The organism is Senegalimassilia sp. (genome assembly GCF_977052095.1).
The window spans coordinates 17,396-35,833 of the sequence record NZ_CDRSTZ010000012.1 but is presented as its reverse complement, the minus strand read 5'-3'; the positions used below and the strand labels follow the sequence as shown (position 1 = coordinate 35,833).

The 18,438-nt window shown below is 64.7% G+C and carries 14 protein-coding genes; 1 reads left to right on the top strand and 13 read right to left on the bottom strand.

Annotated features, from left to right (window positions below):
* From murC to ACWI6D_RS03880, 13 genes are all read right to left on the bottom strand, one after another.
* Complete coding sequence (murC, locus tag ACWI6D_RS03940) at positions 1-1,401, bottom strand: UDP-N-acetylmuramate--L-alanine ligase (protein WP_449133726.1); 1,401 nt, start codon at positions 1,399-1,401, stop codon at positions 1-3.
* A gap of 118 nt (positions 1,402-1,519) precedes the next feature.
* Complete coding sequence (gene murG / locus ACWI6D_RS03935; protein ID WP_449133725.1) at positions 1,520-2,629, bottom strand: undecaprenyldiphospho-muramoylpentapeptide beta-N-acetylglucosaminyltransferase; 1,110 nt, start codon at positions 2,627-2,629, stop codon at positions 1,520-1,522.
* Between the two features lie 3 nt (positions 2,630-2,632).
* The gene (locus ACWI6D_RS03930) at positions 2,633-3,979 is read right to left on the bottom strand and encodes an FtsW/RodA/SpoVE family cell cycle protein (protein ID WP_449133724.1); all 1,347 of its coding nucleotides are present in this window, start codon (positions 3,977-3,979) and stop codon (positions 2,633-2,635) included.
* A gap of 12 nt (positions 3,980-3,991) precedes the next feature.
* Positions 3,992-5,506 carry a UDP-N-acetylmuramoyl-L-alanine--D-glutamate ligase gene (murD, locus tag ACWI6D_RS03925; protein ID WP_449133723.1) on the bottom strand — a complete coding sequence of 505 codons (1,515 nt, stop codon included), beginning with the start codon at positions 5,504-5,506 and terminating at the stop codon, positions 3,992-3,994.
* A 1-nt stretch (position 5,507) separates the two neighbouring features.
* Positions 5,508-6,545, bottom strand: coding sequence for a phospho-N-acetylmuramoyl-pentapeptide-transferase (gene mraY / locus ACWI6D_RS03920; protein WP_288285352.1), 1,038 nt, complete (start codon positions 6,543-6,545; stop codon positions 5,508-5,510).
* A gap of 2 nt (positions 6,546-6,547) precedes the next feature.
* Positions 6,548-8,029: a UDP-N-acetylmuramoyl-tripeptide--D-alanyl-D-alanine ligase gene (locus ACWI6D_RS03915; RefSeq protein WP_449133722.1), complete on the bottom strand. Its 1,482-nt coding sequence runs from the start codon at positions 8,027-8,029 to the stop codon at positions 6,548-6,550.
* A gap of 3 nt (positions 8,030-8,032) precedes the next feature.
* Positions 8,033-9,526, bottom strand: a complete 1,494-nt coding sequence (locus tag ACWI6D_RS03910) for a UDP-N-acetylmuramoyl-L-alanyl-D-glutamate--2,6-diaminopimelate ligase (RefSeq protein WP_337368995.1) — start codon at positions 9,524-9,526, stop codon at positions 8,033-8,035.
* Between the two features lie 9 nt (positions 9,527-9,535).
* The gene (locus ACWI6D_RS03905) at positions 9,536-11,542 is read right to left on the bottom strand and encodes a peptidoglycan D,D-transpeptidase FtsI family protein (protein WP_449133721.1); all 2,007 of its coding nucleotides are present in this window, start codon (positions 11,540-11,542) and stop codon (positions 9,536-9,538) included.
* A 6-nt stretch (positions 11,543-11,548) separates the two neighbouring features.
* Entirely contained in the window at positions 11,549-12,016 is a 468-nt protein-coding gene (locus tag ACWI6D_RS03900) for a hypothetical protein (RefSeq protein ID WP_288285348.1), read from the bottom strand.
* 90 nt (positions 12,017-12,106) lie between these two features.
* Complete coding sequence (gene rsmH, locus ACWI6D_RS03895) at positions 12,107-13,066, bottom strand: 16S rRNA (cytosine(1402)-N(4))-methyltransferase RsmH (protein ID WP_449133735.1); 960 nt, start codon at positions 13,064-13,066, stop codon at positions 12,107-12,109.
* Positions 13,067-13,084: 18 nt separating this feature from the next.
* On the bottom strand, positions 13,085-13,534 hold the full coding sequence (locus ACWI6D_RS03890) for a division/cell wall cluster transcriptional repressor MraZ (protein ID WP_449133720.1): 450 nt from the start codon (positions 13,532-13,534) through the stop codon (positions 13,085-13,087).
* A 410-nt stretch (positions 13,535-13,944) separates the two neighbouring features.
* Positions 13,945-14,862 (bottom strand): site-specific tyrosine recombinase XerD, encoded by a 918-nt coding sequence (xerD, locus tag ACWI6D_RS03885; RefSeq protein ID WP_449133719.1) that lies wholly within the window; start codon positions 14,860-14,862, stop codon positions 13,945-13,947.
* Positions 14,863-15,027: 165 nt separating this feature from the next.
* Complete coding sequence (locus tag ACWI6D_RS03880) at positions 15,028-16,632, bottom strand: CTP synthase (protein ID WP_449133718.1); 1,605 nt, start codon at positions 16,630-16,632, stop codon at positions 15,028-15,030.
* Between the two features lie 279 nt (positions 16,633-16,911).
* Between ACWI6D_RS03880 and ACWI6D_RS03875 the strand changes: the two genes are divergently transcribed.
* Positions 16,912-18,393 (top strand): DUF1846 domain-containing protein, encoded by a 1,482-nt coding sequence (locus tag ACWI6D_RS03875; protein WP_129423070.1) that lies wholly within the window; start codon positions 16,912-16,914, stop codon positions 18,391-18,393.
* Positions 18,394-18,438: the final 45 nt, after the last annotated feature.

Sequence of the window (18,438 nt, the reverse complement as noted above, 5' to 3'; positions counted from 1 at the left end):
CTACGCCCGCGACTTCAACGCGTCGATAACCTGCGGGCCCATGGCGGTGACGTCGCCAGCGCCCATGGTGATGACCAGATCGCCCGGCTGCACCTTTTCCAGCAGGTGCGGGACGACATCGATGCGGCGCGGCACGAAATCGGCCTGCGGGTGCCCGTCGTGGTCGAGCACGACGTTGAGGAAGGTTTTGCCCGAAACGCCCGGGACCGGTGCTTCGCCGGCCGGATAGACGTCCATGAACGTGACGGAGTCGGCCGCGTCGAACGCCGAGCCGAACTCGTCGTGCAGCACGTGGGTGAACAGCGGCGCGCGCGAGTAGCGGTGCGGCTGGAACAGCACGTGCACGTGGTTGTAGCCAAGCTGCGCGGCGGCGTTGATGGTGGCCGCGATTTCGGTGGGATGATGCGCGTAGTCGTCCACGACGGTGACGTCGGCCACTTCGCCTACCAGATCGAAGCGGCGGCGCACGCCGGCGAACTGCGCCAGGGCGTCGGCAGACGCCTGCGCGTCGAGGCCGAGCGCCCACAGCAGCGTGATGACGCCCGTGGCGTTCAGCACGTTATGGCGGCCGGGGTTCTGCTTGACCGAGCCTGCGACCTGCGTGCCGTCGGGAAGCGCCACCGTGAAGCGGCTGCCGACGCCGTGCGGCTCGTAGGACACGACGCGCGCGTCGCAGGTGTCCTTGAAGCCGTACGTGAACATGCGGCGGCCTTCGGAGCGCGCGATGTCGACGACGTGGCTGTCCTCGCCGCACGCCACGATGACGCCATCGGCGGGAACAAGGCCCATGAAGTCGTGGAACTTTTCGTAGATCTCGTTGAGGTCTTTGTAGTGGTCGAGGTGGTCGGCCTCGATGTTCGTGACGAGCACGGCTGCCGGCGAGAGGTGCGTGAACGACTTGTCGGACTCGTCGGCTTCCACGACGTAGTAACGGCCGGATCCGGAATGGGCGTTCGTGCCATAGGAGCGCACGATGCCGCCGATAAGGAACGTGGGGTCGGCGCCGAGCACGTCGAGCGTGCTGGCCAGCATGGAAGACGTGGTGGTTTTGCCGTGCGTACCGGCAACGGCAAGCGTGTCAAGGCCGACGCCGAGGTGCGCAAGCATCTTGGCGCGGTGCCAGATCTCAAGGCCGCGGCGCTTTGCCTCGATGAGCTCGGGGTTGTTTTCGAGAATGGCCGTGGACACGACGATGATGGGGTTGCCCGCAGGGATGTTCTCGGCTTTCTGGCCGATGAAGATGGTGATGCCGGCCTCGCGCAGCTGCTTGGTGTAGCGGCTGTCCTTGATGTCGGAGCCGGTGACTTCCATGCCCTGGTCGTGGGCCACCTTCGCGATGCCGCTCATGCCGACGCCGCCGACGCCGATGAAGTGCACCTGCTTGATGCGTTCTGTGCTCATGTTGGATGCCCCCTGGTATACCGTGCGCAGGCGCGTGATGCGCGCCTGCGATTGCCTGCTTATCCGGGTTCGCGGCTGCGCAGCATGCGCCCGCGTTCCAAAACCGCCTTATTCTACCCTATCGCGCTTGCCCGGCGCCGGCCGCCTCACAGACTACATCTGCGAGCAGCCCTGCCGCATCGCGCGTTTTCGCCGCCGCGGCCGCCGCGGCCATGCGCTGGCGCGCGTCTTCGTCCTCGATGAGAGTGCGCAGGTAGTCCGTGAACTGGGCGCCTTCGACATCGGCATCGGCCACGAGAAACGCCGCGCCTGCCTCCACGCACGCGCGCGCGTTCATGGTTTGGTGATCTTCGGTGGCGTACGGGAACGGCACGAGCAGCGCCGGGATGTGGCGCGCGGAGATTTCCGCAAGCGACGTGGCGCCGGCGCGGCTGACGATGGCGTCGGTGGCCGCCATGGCCAGGCCCATCTGGTCGGTGTAGCCGAACAGGTGCCAGCGGCGAGCCTGCTCGGGCGTGAGCGCAAGCTGCTCGGTGACGCTGTCAAGCTCTTTAGGGCCCGTGACGTGCACGATGTGCAGGTCGGGATACCCCAGCAGCATGTCTTTGCGCGCGGCGATAGCGCTGTTGAGGTGGCGCGCGCCCAGGCTTCCGCCCGTGACCAGCAGCATGCGCGCGTCGGCGGGGATGCCGAACGCTTCGCGGCCTTGCTCGCGCGTGGCCGCGAACACGCTTGCGCGCACGGGATTGCCCGTGAGCACGACGCGGCTTTTGTCGGAAAGCGCCTCGGCTGCGTGCTGGTACGTGAGGCACACGGCCTTCGCCCGGCGAGCGAGATACTTGTTCGCCATACCCATGACGGAGTTCTGCTCGTGCACCACCACGGGGATGCCGCGCTGCTCGGCGGCGCGGGCCACCGGGATGCACACATAGCCGCCGAAGCCGACGACGCAGTCGGGCTTGACCTCGTCGAACCACGCGCGCGCAAGCTTCGTAGACTTCTGGATCTTCATGATGGACTTCGGCAGCGTCATGGGGTGGTTGCGGTTGAAGCCCGCGGCCTCGAACGCCTTGTACGGGATGCCGGCCGCCGGCACCAGCCGCGACTCGATGCCCGCAGGCGTGCCCGCGTAGAGCACCTCGTGTCCGCGCGCTTGAAGCTGGTCGGCTAAGGCCAAAGCCGGGTTGATATGGCCGGCGGTGCCGCCGCCGGAAAGCACGATACGCATAGCCTACCTCCGTTGAGTTCTGCGGCTGCGCGGCGCGAGCGCCGCGGCGTCGTCGCGGGCGTCCCTTGCGCGCCGCGAGCTTGATGAGCGTGTCCCATCGTCGGTGAAACGCGGGCGCTCGTAAGGTTGATCATCGTCGACGGCGCGCACGACGCGCAGGTTCGCGCGGCGCCGATCGTAAACCGTGGTGGTGTCGGCATATTTGGCAACCGAAAGGATAAGGCCGACCATGATGAACGTGGCGATAAGCGAAGAGCCGCCCGACGACACAAACGGCAGGGGTTTGCCCGTGGTGGGAACAAGCCCGATGACGCAGCCGATGTTCAAAAACGCCTGGAACACGATCATGATGGTGCAGCTTCCCGCCACCATGGAGCCGAAACGCGAGTTTGAGGCGCGCGCGATGCGCAGACCGGCAAACAGCAGCGCCAAGAAAAGCACGATGACCAGCAACGCGCCGATCATGCCAAGCTCTTCGCCGATGATGGAGAACACGAAGTCGGTTTCGGCCTCGGGCAGGTAGTCGAACTTCTCGCGCGAATTGCCCAGCCCCACGCCGAAAATGCCGCCTTCGGCGAACGCGTAGAACGAGTGGATAGTCTGGTAGCCGTCACCGTAGCCGTTTTCGCCATCGCCCCAGGGGTTGTACACGACCAGGCGGTCGGTGCGGTAGCCCGTGCCGAACGTTGCCACAAGCGCCAACACGAAGGCGACGCCGAGCAAGAGCAAGATGCTGCGCATGGACACCTCGCCCAGCCACATGACCGACAGGATGCCGATGAAGATGATGATGGTGGTGCCGAGGTCGGACTGCGTTTCGTACAAGAAAGCGATCGGCGCGATAAGCAGCACGATAATTTGTCCGATAAGCATCTTGCCCTCAAGCACGCCTTCTTGAGCATCGCTTAAAATGCGCGCTGCCATGAGGACGAACGCGATCTTCGCGAACTCGGAAGGCTGCAGCGAAATGGGCCCGAGCACGAGCCAGCGCTGGGCGCCAAGCGCCGTGGTGCCCATAGCCGCCGTGAGGATAAGCAGGCCGATGGCAATGGCGTACACGATCCAAAGCCCGACGCCCTTCCAAACCTCAGGCGGGGCGAACCGCCACAGCAAAAAGGCGGCCACCACGCCGATAATGGCGAATTTCAGCTGGTCAAACAGATACTCGGCCGGGTTCGCGTCGCTGAGCGTGCCGGCAGAGGCGGCGTCCGAGAGGATGGAAACCTGGGAGGCGGAGTAGATCATGACGAAGCCGATGAGCGTCAGCGCAAGCACCGACAGCACAAGCACGACCTGCGGCCACACCACCGACTCGGCGTCGGAGCGTCGCGAAGCTGCAAAAGATGCCATAGATGCAAGACCCTACGCGCCAAGCGCGGCCGCGCGCGCGGAAACAAGCTGCTTGAACACTTCGCCGCGCTCTTCGAACGAATGGAACTCGTCGAACGAAGCGCACGCCGGGGACAGCAGCACAACGTCGCCGGACGCCGCTTGGTCAAGTGCCACGTCGAGCGCATCTTCGAGATGATTCGCGCGCAGCAGCTTGAAGTCGGCTGGGGCCGAAGCCGCCGCGCCCTCGAACGCCGCCATGAAGCGGTCGGCCGCGTCGCCGAAGCACACGCACACGCGCGTATGACGATGCGCGGCCGCCACGAGGTCTTCCAGGTCGGTGCCCTTGTCGTCGCCGCCGAGCAGCACGACCGGGCGCGTATGGGGAAACGCCGCAAGCGCCTTGAGCGTGGCGTCGACGTTCGTTGCCTTCGAGTCGTTGTAGCACGCCGCGCCGCGCACGGTGCCGCAGGGCTCGATGCGGTGCTCGAGCGGGGCGAACGTGACAAGCGCTTTGGCCACTTCAGCGGCATCGACGCCGCAAGCCAACGCGGCGGAAGCGGCGGCAAGCGCGTTGCCAGCGTTGTGCGAACCCTTGATGAGCAGGTCCGCTTCGTTTACGAGCGCGTGCTCGGTGCCGCGCAGCGCCACCTCAAGTGTGCTGTCAGCAGCAATGAACGCCGCGTTTTCCGCGCCGCAGCGGGCGCGCATGTCGCCCGAGAGGCCCTCGGCCGTGCCCATGGGAACGATAGCGAAGCCGCAGCCGCCTTCGACCTGGCGCAGCTGGCGCACCTTGGCGCGCACGACGTCGTTCGACGCATCCATGACCGCCACGGCACCCGGCACGCTTGCCAGGTTGTCGAGCAGCTTGAACTTCGCGTCGCGGTAGTTTTCAAGCGTATGGTGCCAATGCAGGTGATCGGGCGTGATGTTGAGCATGACGGCCACGTTCGGCGCGAAGCGCTTCGTGGACGCCAGCTGATACGACGACACCTCGGCCACGTACACGTCGGCCGCATTCGCGCCCACGGCGGAAATGCACGTGTCGCCGATGTTGCCGACGGCCGCAGCGCGCAGGCCCGCCGACTTCAGCAGGTGCGCGGTAAGCGCGGTGACCGTGGTTTTGCCGTTCGTGCCGGTGACGGCAACCCAGCGGCTGCTTGCCGCCGATTCGCGCCACGCGAACTCGACTTCGCTGATAACTTCGTTGCTGACGCGCGCCGCCGCCTGATACAGCTCGGAGAATTCGGAGATGCCCGGGCTTGCGATGGTGAGCTCGAAATGCCCGCCTGCCGCTTCGGCCAGCTGCGCCACGGCGTTATCGCCGAACGCGACGTGAGCGCCCGCTGCGCGCGCGGTTTGGGCGAACGCGTCGGCATCGGCGCTGTGCGCGCCGCCGAAGATGGCAAGTTCGCTGACGCGCCCTCCCAAAAGCGGCATGAGGTAGTCCACGGCGTCGTGGCCGGACTTGCCTAGGCCGAGCACGAGCACGCGGCCAAGCGTTTCAGGAGCGTATTTTTTGCTTGCGATCATCGCAACATCGGACATGTTAAGCCACCGCCATCAAAGACTCTGCAAAGTACCAGGCAAAACCGAGCGCAGCAAGCACGCCCGAAACAATCCAGAAGCGCACGACGACCTTCGTCTCGGACCAGCCCTTCTTCTCGAAGTGGTGGTGCAGCGGCGCCATAAGGAAGATGCGCTTGTGGGTTTTCTTGTAGTAGAACACTTGGATCATGACCGACAGGGCCTCGGCCACGAACAGGCCGCCGATGATAAGCACGACGAACTCGGTTTTCGTGAACACCGACAGGCAGCCCAGCGCCATGCCAAGCGCCAGCGAACCGGTGTCGCCCATGAAGATGTCGGCCGGGAACGAATTGAACCACAGAAAGCCGATGCACGCGCCGGCCAACGCGGCGGCGAAGATGGCGGAATCAAGCATGTCGGAGCGGTACGCGATGGCTGCCATGACGATCATGACGATCATGACCGTGCCTGCCGCCAGGCCGTCGAGGCCGTCGGTGAGGTTCACGGCGTTGCACAGGCCCATGAGCAGGATGTCGACGAAGATGAGATAGAGCCACGGCACGGCAACCGGGCCGAAGTTCGTGGTGAGCACGCCTAGGTCGAACGTGTAGACAAACGGGATGTCCACCGTAGGCGCGATGCCCATGACGTTGACTGCCACCAGGCCGAACACCGTGGAGATGACGAACTGGCCCACCAGCTTCGCCTTCGGCGTAAGGCCCAGGCTGCGTTCTTTCACCACTTTCTCGGCGTCGTCGATAAGGCCAAGGCAGCCGGTAAGCACCGTGGCGATGAGCAGCGCGAACGTCTCAGGCGTGGGATGGCCCACCACCAACGCCGTGAGGATGACGGCAATGAGCATGATAACGCCGCCCATGGTAGGCGTGCCCTGCTTCACCAGGTGGCTTTCGGGGCCGTCGGCGCGCACCTGCTGGCCGATATGGCTTGATTTCAGGAACTTGATCCACGCGGGCATGAGCGCCATGGTCAGCACGATGGCCACCACGATGCCCACGAACACCAAAAACGTGGGATACGATTCGAAGATATGCAACATGACTACTTAACCAATCCTTCGACCACTCGAGTAAGGCCCATGAAGTGCGAGGCCTTCACCAGCACGGCGTCGCCCGGCGCAAGCTCGGGCGCGATGCTCGAAAGCGCTTCCTGCCAATCCGTAACGATGACGATAGCGCCTGCCGGCATGCCGGCAGCCTGCGCGCCGGCAGCGATGCGCTGCGCAAGCTGGCCCGCGCACACGAGGCTGTCCAGCTTGCAGCCGGCCGCGAACGCGCCCACCTCCTCGTGCAGCGTCGGGGCGAAATCGCCGAGCTCGCCCATGTCGCCGAGCACGGCGATGCGACGGCCCGAAACCTCCAGCGCGGCGAACGTGGAAAGCGATGCACGCATGGAATCGGGGTTGGCGTTGTACGCATCGTTGATCACCGTGACGCCCGCCGGCGTATGCAGCACCTCCTGGCGGCCCGACTCGGGCTGGGCTGCGCCAAGCGCGGCTGCCACCTGGTCGGCCGTCATGCCGGCGGCCAAGCCTACGGCCGCCGCCGAGCAGGCGTTCGACACGTTGTGCATGCCGCGCAGCTCAAGCGCGCACGGCACTGAAACCGGCGCGGGCATGCCGGCGAAGTTCGCGGCGTTCAACGTGAAGCGCGGGCAGCCCTGCGCATCAAGCGCGATGTCGGTTGCCCACACGGCGGGAAGCGCGGCGTCGGCAGCGCTGAGGTTTTCGCGACGCGCGGCCGCCTCGGCCGAGCCGTCGTAGAGCACGCACGTGACGCCGTGCTCATCAAGTTGCGCAAGCTGACGCACAAGCGGCGTCATGTCGTTGGCGGCGTTCACGAAGGCCATGCCGCCTTCGGGCAGCGAAGCGAGCAGCTCCGCCTTCGCGGCCGCGATGTTTTCGCGGCTGCCCAAAAGCTCGATGTGGCTTTCGCCCACGTTCGTGACAAGGCCCCACTGCGGGCGCACGAACGCGCACAGCGCGTCAAGCTGGTGCAGGCCGCGCATGCCCATCTCCACGACGACGTTGGCGGTGCCGGCATCTGCGGCAAGCACCGTGTTCGGCACGCCGAGCTCGTTGTTCTGGTTGCCGCGCGTTGCCACGACGCTGCCCGCGGCAGCCAGCACGTCGCGCACCAGGTTTTTCGTGGTGGTTTTACCCGTGGAGCCGGTGATGCCGATGACGCGGCCGGCCAGGCAGGTGCGCCAGGCGCGGGCAAGCTGCGTGACGGCAGCGGCCGTGTCGACCACCTCGATGACGCCGGCGCCCGCTTCGCGGCACGCGGCCACAGCGCTTTCGGAAAGCGCATGCTGCGCGAGCACGCACACGGCGCCGGCCGCAACGGCGGCAGCGGCGAAATCGTGCCCGTCGACGCGCTCGCCCGGCAGCGCCACGTACAGCGCGCCTTCGCTGACGGCGCGGGAATCCCACGTCAGGCTGGTGATGCACGCATGCTCATCGGCAGGTGCAACGGCAAACGAGCCGCCCACGGCGCGGGCGGCCTCAATCATCTGAAAACGCATAAATTACTCCGCAGCCCCTTCGCCGAATGCACGCTCAAGCTCCTCGCGGGCAACGACGCGGTCGTCGAACGACAGCACCTTGTCCCCCACCAGCTGGTAATCTTCGTGGCCCTTGCCGGCAACGAGGATGGAATCGCCGGGCTTGGCCAGCGAAATGGCGTGCGCGATGGCGGCGCGGCGGTCAGGTTGCACGTCGTAGCGGCCGGCGCCCTCGGTCATGCCCGCTAAAATGTCGTCGATGATGGCGCCGGGGTCTTCCGTGCGCGGGTTGTCCGACGTGACGACGGCGTGGTCGGCGGCAAGCGCCGCGCGGCCCATGATGGGGCGCTTCGACGCGTCGCGGTCGCCGCCGCAGCCGAACACGCAGATGGTGCGGCCGGGCGTGAGCGCCATGATGGACCCAAGCGCCTTCTCAAGCGCGTCGGGCGTGTGCGCGTAGTCGACGAACACCGACACGCCGCCGTCGTGCGGCGTGTGGATGCGCTCGAGGCGGCCGGGAATCTGCGGGGCCTCGCGCAGCGCGTCGATGACCGTTTGCACCGGAAAGCCCAGCTGCAGGCCGATGGCAAACGCGCACATGATGTTCTCGACGTTGAACTTGCCTACGAGCGGGTAGTCGAATTCGTAATACGAGCCGCGCACGTTGAGCGTGACCGACGTGTGCGTGGGATAGTACGCCACGTCTTTCGGGTGGATTTGCGCCGAGCGGTCGAAACCGGTGGTGATGACGTTGTCGCCCGCCTCAGAGCAGCGGCGCAGCAGTTCGCGGCCCCACTTGTCGTCGATGCAGATGACGCGGCGGGCCGGATAGTCTTTCCCGAACAGGCGCGCCTTCGCCTCGAAGTAGGCCTCGAACGTGTGGTGGTAGTCAAGATGGTCCTGCGTGAGGTTCGAGAACGCCGTGACGGCGAACTGCGAGCCAAACGTGCGCTCCAGGTCAAGCGCATGGCTGGACACTTCCATGGCCACCACGTCGCAGCGCGCGTCGCGCATGCGCGCAAGCAGGTGCTGCAGGTCGGGAGACTCGGGCGTGGTGTGGGCCGACTTCTCGTGAACGTCGCCGATGACGGTGCCCACGGTGCCGATGACGCCCGTGCGCTTGCCGGCCACGCGGGCGATGTGCTCCACCAGGTACGTGGTGGTGGTTTTGCCGTTCGTGCCCGTGACGCCTACCAGCTGCAGGTTGCGCGACGGATGGTCGTAGAAGTTCGCCGACACCTCGGCCATGGCCTTGCGCGTGTCGGACACCACCACTTCGGTGACGTCGGTGGCGTCGGCCAGGTACACCTTGCGCTGCACCACAAGCACCTTCGCGCCGTGGTCGATGGCGTCCTGGGCGTACGTGTGGCCGTCGGACGTGAAACCGACGATGCAGAAAAACGCGTCGCCGGGCTTTACCTGGTCGCTTCTGTAAGCGATACCCTCCACCACGTCGTCGGCGTTGCCGATGATGGTGCAGTCCATGCCTTCAAACAGTTCGGTGCAGGTCTTTCCCATATGGATACCTCACTCAGACGTAATGCCAAATCGGTCGATTGCTGAAGTCATTATATCCTTAAAGATTGGCGTGACGACGCGGTTCCCAGGAACCTCATTTGCGCCCACAAAGCACACCAATTTGCTTGACGAATCCGCCAAAAAGCCCGTGAACGCAAGGTTGTAGACGTTTTTGCGGTAGCCGCCGTTTTCCTCGTCGTAGATCTCGGCCGTTGACGTTTTGCCGGCCACGTTGTACCCGTCGATGGCCGCGAGCTTGCCCGTGCCGTCCGTGACGACGGTCTTGAGCATGGACTGCATGTCGCCGATGGCGTCTTTGTTCTCGATGACGTCCTCGGTTTCGTATATGGGCGTGTAGCCGCTTTGCGGCATGCTGAGCAGGAAGTGGGGCACGCATTCGACGCCGCTATTGACGATGGCGCCGTAAAAGCGCGTCATCTGCAGCGGCGTGACCGACACGCCCTGGCCGAACGACACGTTGTACGCCTGCACGGCCGACCACTGCTCAAGCGGAGCAAGCATGCCAAGCGCATCGATGCCTTCCTCGCCTTCGCCGGGGTAATCGACGCCTGTAGTGGAGTGCAGGTTGTACTTCACGATGTGGTTGTACAGCTCGTCGAAGCCCATTTGCTCGGTGGCAAGCGAAATGCCGACGTTGGACGACTGGTCTAAGATCTCGCGCAGCGTGAACGTGGCGTCGCCGCGCTCGTGCGCGTCGGAGATGGTGTAGCCGTCGGCCGTGATGGACGCCGGGCAGAACAGCTCGGAATCGGGCGTGAGCGTGCCGGTTTCCAGGATGGCCATGGTGGAGACGGACTTGAAGATGGAGCCGGGCTCGAACAGGTCGGTGACGCACTTGAGCTGCATGGCGCCTTCCTTGACCTCGCTGCGATCGGCGGGGTTGAACAGTGGCAGCGACGCCGCGGCGTAGATCTCGCCAGTGGAGCCGTCCATGAGCACGGCGCTGCCGGACGCAGCCTCAAGGTCTTTGCAGCCGTTCGTCAGGTATTCCTCCACGTCGCGCTGCAGGTTAATGTCGATGGACACGACGATGTCCTGGCCGTCGACGGCGTCGACCTGCTCGTGCACGCCGCCGGGAATGGCCTGGCCCGAGCGGCCGTATTCGGCCTCGTAGTAGCCCGGGGTGCCGGACAGCACGTCGTTGTACTGCTTCTCAAGGCCGCAGATGCCGTAGTAGTATTCGCGGTTCTTGTCTTCGTCCACGCCGATGCTGCACGCGCCCACCACCTGGCCGGCCACCTGGCCGTTGGGATACTCGCGGCGGCTTTCCGTGACGAAATGGATGCCGGATTGGACGGTTTGCGCCTGTTCGCCGGCGTCTTTTGCGCGCACGTTCTCCCGCTTCTGCGCTTCGGCCACGCGCTCGGTCACGCGCGACTGCAGATCGTCGCCGACCGACGTGTCGGCCTTGCGCTTGATGACGGAGTAGCGCGTGTTGTTCGCCGTAACCTTCTCCAGGTAGTCCGAGGCCTGGCCGCCAAGGGAGTCGGCAAGCAGCTGCGCGGTCATGTTGATATCGGTGACCTCGGTGGGGTCGACGTAGATGGTGGTGGCGTCGACGCTGGTGGCCAGCACCACGCCGTTGCGATCGTAGATGGTGCCGCGGCGCGGCTCGATGGTCAGATACGACGTGCGCTGGGCCTGCGCCTGCGAGGAGTAGTCGCCCGCCACGATGACCTGCAGGTACACCAGGCGAAGGAAGAAGACGGCCGCGAAGATGGCGAAGATGGCCAGCGGCCAGAACGCCCGGTTGCTGTCGAAGATGGCGAGCTTGCCCGCAATGCCGGCGGGAGCGGGCGCCCGATGCGTGCGGCGGCCGCGCGACGACTCGCGCGAGCTTGAAGCGCCGTGACGCCCGGAGCGCTGTGCGCTTCGGGCGTCGGATCGGCTTGCGTATTGGCCCAGCGAACGGCCGGATGTGCTTGTTGTGCGGCGGCCGGCTTGGCGGTCGCGGTTGGCGCCGTTAGAACGCGGCGGGCGCTGGTAGTTCGACATGCGGTTTTACTCCCCGGCGGTTGCGGCGGTCTCCACGCTGCGGGACAGGGAAAGCGACCCATCGTCGTTGGTGGACACCACGTCTTCGGGCATGGTGATGGTTCCCACTTCCGCAGGGGCTGCCATGCCGAGCTTCTCGGCCTGGCTGCGCACGCGGCTGGAATTGGAAAGCAGGCTCTGCGTCACCTCAAGCGACGAACCCGTGGCGCGGGCGTCGTCGATTTGGCTGGAGAGCTCCTGGGATTGCATGGACGTAGTCACCGTAGCGGCGGCAAGGCCTAGGCGGGCGAACGCCGCGCACGTGAGCACGATGAGCGCGACGGCCACAACCTTCAGGACGAGCGCGGGCGTGATGGCGGAGGCAGGAGCGGACGTGGTGCGGCTACGCTGACCGGGCACGACGGAGATGCGGGTGCGCGGGCGGCTTTCAGGCACGCGTTGCGGGTACAGGGAATAAGCGGGCTGCGCGCTCATGCTCCACCTCCTTTCATCGTTTAAGCTTCGTTTACGGTGGCACGATGCGCGAACGGTAACGTTCGGTTGTCGGTATGTCTTTCGGTTGCGTTACAGCTTTTCTGCAACGCGCAGCTTTGCGCTGCGTGCGCGCGGGTTGCGCGCTATCTCTTCGGCCGTCGGGGCGACCGGCTTTCGAGTGATGACCTTGAGTATCGGCTTTTTGCCGCACATGCACACCGGAAGGTCGGGCGGGCACGTGCACCGGTTCGCAAAGCTTTGGAACATGTCCTTGACGATGCGGTCCTCAAGCGAGTGGTAGCTGATGACGCAGATGCGCCCGCCGGGATTCGCCCAGCGAATGGCGGCCTCCAAGCCGCGCTTGAGCACATCAAGCTCGCCGTTCACCTCGATGCGAAGCGCTTGGAACGTGCGCTTGGCGGGATGCCCGCCGGCGCGGCGCGCCGATGCCGGGATGGCCGCCTTGATGACGTCCACCAGCTGGGCGCTTGTTTCAAGCGGGGCCTTCTCGCGCGCGCGGACGATGAAGTCTGCGATGCGGCTTGCCCACTTCTCATCGGAGTAAGCGCGGATGATCCGGGTGAGGTCTGCTGCGTTGTAGGTGTTCACGACCTCTGCTGCGGTTAGGGTGTTTTTCCCCGGGTCCATCCTCATATCAAGCGGGCCGTCCTCCTTGAAGGAGAAGCCCCGTGATGGCGTGTCGATCTGAACGGAGGAGACGCCGATGTCGAACAGGAACGCGTCGACGCCGGGCACCTCTACGCTCAGAAGCGCTTCGTCCATGTTCCCGAAGTTGTTGCGCACCAGCTCTAGGTGCGGGCGCACCTCATCGGGAAGCGATCCGAGTTTGCGGCCGGCCGCGGCAAGCGCCACGTCGTCCTGATCGATCCCGATGAGCGTGCCGCCGCGCCCGATGCGCTGTGCAACTTCAAAGGAATGCCCTGCCCCGCCGAGCGTTGCGTCCACGAATGTCTGCTGCGGTTTAAGGTTCAAGTACTCGAGGCACTCGGGGAGCAGGACCGGTATGTGCTGAAACTCTTGGTTTGCCAATGCGCTCACGCCTTTCGATTAGCCGAACAACAAGCTCAAGTCGATGTCGTCGTCTTGCTCATCGAAGCGCTTTGCGTCCCAGATCTCGAAGTAGCCCGTGTTGCCCAAAACGACGACGTCCTTGTCGATGCCGACGGCGCCTCGCAGCTCGGCCGTGATGCCGATGCGGCCAGCGTTGTCGACGCTGACGTTGTTGGCGCGGCCTTTGAGCTTGCGGCGCAAACCGACGTGAAGCGCATTCGTGGGATCGTATCCCCCGAACTTGCTTTCGAACACCGAGACGATCCAGTCTTCGAACGCTTGCGGCTCGAACACGTAGAGACACTCGTCCTTGGGGTTGCGGGTTACCACCAAATCTGTCGAAAGGACCTTGCGAAACGCGGCGGGAAGAGACATGCGGCCTTTGGCGTCTACCTTGTGACGGTAGGAGCCGTTCATATCGACTGGTTTGTCGATGCCTTCCGCCATGCCTGCCTTTCGCTGCTTTTCACTTGCTCCGTTCGGTGTTTGGGATTCTACCCCACTTCATCCCACTTCGCAACATCTTGCGCCCCATTTTGGACGGTTTCACACACCCGTTGACGACCTGTAACATGCCCGAATCATTCGGGAAATGGGTAGTTTTGGGGTGGGTTTCCATATGGTGCGGGGTCCAAGTTTTGAACCACAATATATAGATTTGCAATTCGGCGAAAAGGGGCGGGATAAAGTGGGAAACCAATTGTGCGGATTCGGTGGCGTGGGGCAAAGTGGGGCGCGTGGGACGAAGTGGGAGAAGGTGCGCGGAAGCCCGGCAAAGCGGCACCGACACGCAGGGGCGGTTACCGGTGTTAACCGAGCAGCAAGCCGGTTAACACCGGTGGGAAACGGGTGCCAGCTTATGCGCGCGGGTGGGCGTGCAGGTATTCCTCGCGCAGGTGCGAGCGATCGATGTGCGTGTAGATCTGCGTGGTGGAGATGTCGGAGTGCCCGAGGATGTCCTGGATGACGCGCAGGTCCGCCCCGCCTTCAAGCATGTGCGTGGCGAACGAGTGGCGCAGCGTGTGCGGATGAAGGTTGTCCACCCCGATGGCGCGCCCGGCGCGGGCCACTACCTTGAACACGCTTTGGCGCGTGAGCCTGCCGCCGCGCGCGTTGAGGAACACCGCGTCGGTGGGCTTGGCGTAGGGCTTTTGCAACTGGGTGCGCGCGGTGCCGAGGTATGCGCGAAGCGCGCGGTCGGCCGCGCCCGATATCGGGGAGATGCGCTGCTTGTCGCCCTTGCCGGTGACCAGCAGATAGCCCTGATCAAGCAAAACGTCGGACACGTTTAAGCCCACCAGCTCGCTGACGCGCAGGCCACAGCCGTAGAGAACCTCGAGCATGGCGCGGTCGCGCACACCGGCGGCCCCTTCGCCATCAAAGGCGTCGAACAGCTTGTTGACCTGGTCGATTGTAAGCACGTCGGGAAGGCGCTCCGGCGTTTTGGGAAGCGGCAGGGCCGCAGCGGGGTTTTCCTGCGTGTAGTCCTCGGCCACGCAAAACCGGTGAAAACCTTTCACCACCGAGATGCGCCTGGACACGGTGGAGGCGGCGAAACCGCGCTCGAACAGGTGCGCTTCAAAGGCCACGATGTCGTCGCGCGTGATGGCCGACAGCCGCTCGATGTCGCGCGAGATGAGGAAGTCCTGGTACTTTTGCAGGTCGGCCTCATAGGCCTCGATGGTGCACGGCGAGCTGCCGCGCTCGATGCGCAGGTAGGCGATGTACTCGGCGGACAGGTCCACGATATCGTCGGTGTCGATGGAGTCGTTCATGCCGGTACGCCCTTCCCTTTCGCGATTGCTAGGCTTGCGCCGCACGCTAGCAGATGCGCGGCGCGGCGCCCATGATAACGCAGACGGGGCCGCCCTGCGCAGGCGGCCCCGTCATCTCAACATATTATGTAAACCGGTAACCGGATGGCCCCGAACACCGCGGTGCTACTGTTTGCGGTGCGCAAGCGACGCGGCCACGAAATCGCGGAACAGCGGGTGCGGGCGCGTGGGGCGGCTTTTGAACTCGGGGTGGCCCTGGCTTGCCACGAACCACGGGTGCTCGGGCAGCTCGATCATCTCGACAAGGCGCCCATCAGGCGAAACGCCGGAAATGGTAAGGCCCGCGTCCACAAGGCGGTCGCGGAAGGCGTTGTTCACCTCGTAGCGATGACGATGGCGCTCGTAGATGATTTCCTCGCCGTAGGCCGCATACGCCACCGAGCCGGGCGCAACCTTGCACGGATAGGCGCCCAGGCGCATGGTGCCGCCCTTTTCCTCGACGTCTTCCTGCTCGGGCATCAAATCGATGACCGGGTACTCGGCGTTTTCGTCGAACTCGGCCGACGTGGCGCCGGGCATGTCGGCCACGTCGCGCGCGTATTCGCACACCGCCGCCTGCATGCCCAGGCAGATACCCAAAAACGGCACGTCGTGGGTGCGGGCGTAGCGAACGGCGCAGATCTTGCCCTCGAAGGCGCGCTGGCCGAAACCGCCGGGCACCAGGATGCCGTCCATGTGGCCGAGCACTTCTTCGACGTTGCAGTCGTTGAGGTCTTCGCCATCGATTAGATGCACGTTGGCGTGGCAGTTGTTGTGCACGCCGGCGTGGTAGAGCGCCTCGATGACCGACAGGTACGCATCGGGCAGGCTGACGTACTTGCCCACGATGGCGATGTCGCACTCGTGGTCGCAGTGCGCGGCGGCGTCAAGGAAGCTGCGCAGCGGCGTAAGGTCGATCTCGCGCTCGGGCAGGCCCAAGCGTGCAAGCACCTTCGTGTCGAACTGCTGGTCGTACAGGCCGAACGGCACCTCGTAGATAGACGGGCTGTCGGTGCAGGCAAGCACCTCTTCGGGGCGCACGTCGCAGAACAGGGCGATCTTCTCGCGCACCTTGTCCGTGATCTCGTGGTCAGAACGGCACACGATGAAGTCGGGCTGCACGCCGATAGAGCGCAGCTCTTTGACGGAATGCTGCGTGGGCTTCGTCTTCACCTCGTGCGCGGCGGCGATGTAGGGCACAAGCGTCACGTGCACGAACAGCACGTCGCCCGGGGCCTTCTCCTTCTTGAACTGGCGCGCGGCCTCGATGAACGGCTGCGACTCGATGTCGCCGATGGTGCCGCCGATCTCCGAGATGACGATGTCGGCGCCCGACTGGTCGGCGATGCGGCGCAGGCGTTCCTTGATGGCCTCGGTGACGTGCGGGATGACCTGCACGGTGCCGCCGAGAAAGTCGCCGCGGCGCTCGCGCGCGATAAGGGTTTTGTAGATGGAGCCCTGCGTGAAGTTCGATTCGCGCGAGAGGTTCTCGTCGATGAATCGCTCGTAATGGCCCAGGTCAAGGTCGCCTTCATGGCCGTCTTCGGTCACGAACACCTCGCCATGCTGAAACGGGCTCATCGTGCCGGGGTCGACGTTTAGGTACGGGTCCATCTTCTGCATGGTCACCTTGTAGCCGCGCGCCTTGAGCAGATGCCCCAAAGATGCCGCGGTGATGCCCTTGCCCAGGGATGACACGACGCCGCCCGTCACGAAAATATGCTTGGCCATGGTTCTCCTTCGCGCTTGTGGTTGTGCTTCAACCGCCCTTTGCGCACCCGGCGAACACGCCCGCAGCACGCAAACGGCGAACTCCAAACGTTGGTCTATTGTACGCGCAGGGAAACACCCCCGCAGGCCCGCGCGACGCGTTTTAACACAGCGGAAACGAAGCCGACACGCCGCGTTCATCCGCATTTCGCGTGTGGACTTGCGCCCGCCCTCGCGCGCGCGGGCGCGTGCTTTATACTGGTTCGGTTCAAGTGTATGTCATGGAAAGGGGTTGCGCCCATGCGCATCGGTTTCGATAACGACAAGTACCTGGCACTGCAGGCCGAGCATATTCGCGAGCGAATCGGCCAGTTCGGCGGCAAGCTGTACCTGGAATTCGGCGGAAAGCTGTTCGACGACTACCACGCCTCGCGCGTGCTTCCGGGTTTCCAGCCCGACAGCAAGATCCGCATGCTGCAACAGATGGCCTCCGACGTTGAGATCATCATCGCCATCAACGCCAACGACATCGAGAAGAACAAGGTGCGCGGCGACTTGGGCATCACCTACGACGAGGACGTGCTGCGCCTGCTGGACATCTTCCGCACCATGGGCTTTGCCACGGCCGGCGTGGTGATCACGCGCTACGAGAACCAACCCTCCGCGCAGGCGTTCCGCCATCGCCTGGAAAGCCTGGGCGTGAAAAGCTACCTGCACTACCCCATCGCCGGCTATCCGTACGACACGGCGCGCATCGTGTCGGCGGAAGGCTACGGTAAAAACGAGTTCGTGGAAACCACGCACCCGCTGGTGGTGGTAACCGCCCCGGGCCCCGGCTCGGGCAAGATGGCCACGTGCCTGTCGCAACTGTACCACGAGCACGAGCGCGGCGTCGAGGCTGGCTACGCGAAGTACGAGACGTTCCCTATTTGGAACCTGCCGCTGAAGCACCCCGTGAACGTGGCGTACGAGGCGGCCACCGTGGACTTGGACGACGCGAACACCATCGACCCGTTCCACCTGGAGGCTTACGGCAAGACCACCGTCAACTACAACCGCGACGTTGAGATCTTCCCCGTGCTGAAGGCCATGATGGAGCGCATCCTGGGCACGAGCCCCTACCAGTCGCCCACCGACATGGGCGTGAACATGGCGGGCATGGCCATCGTCGACGACGAGGCGTGCCGCGAGGCGGCGAAGATGGAGATCGTGCGCCGCTACTTCCAGGCCGCCGTGGACGAGCGCCGCACGGGGCTTCACCACGAGTACGTCGAGCACCTGGAGCTGTTGATGAACCAGGTGGGCGTGGACACGAACTTCTCGCCCGCGCGTTCTGCGGCACTGCTGAAGGCCGAGGCCACCGGTGCGCCCGCCGGCGCCATGGTGTTGCCCGACGGCCGCGTGGTGACGGGCAAGACGTCCGATCTTCTGGGCGCGGCCTCCTCGCTGCTGATGAACGCACTCAAGGGCGTGGCCGGCGTGGACGAGGACCTGTTCGTCATCTCCGACGAGGTCATCGAGCCCATCTGCGAGCTGAAAACCACTACGCTGCACTCGAAGAACCCGCGCCTGCACTCCGACGAGACGCTGCTGGCGCTTTCGGTGTCAAGCGCCACTGACCCGGTTGCCAAGCAGCTGGTGGACGCAGCCGATCAGCTGCGCGGCTGCGACGCGTTCTTCAGCGTCATCCTCTCGCCCACCGACGAGAAGCTCTACCGCACGCTGGGCATCAACATCTGCTGCGAGCCGAAATACGAGCAGCGCCGCTACTTCCACAAGTAAGCCCGCGTGCTCGCACGCAACGCACAACGCCCCCGCCGGCACCAA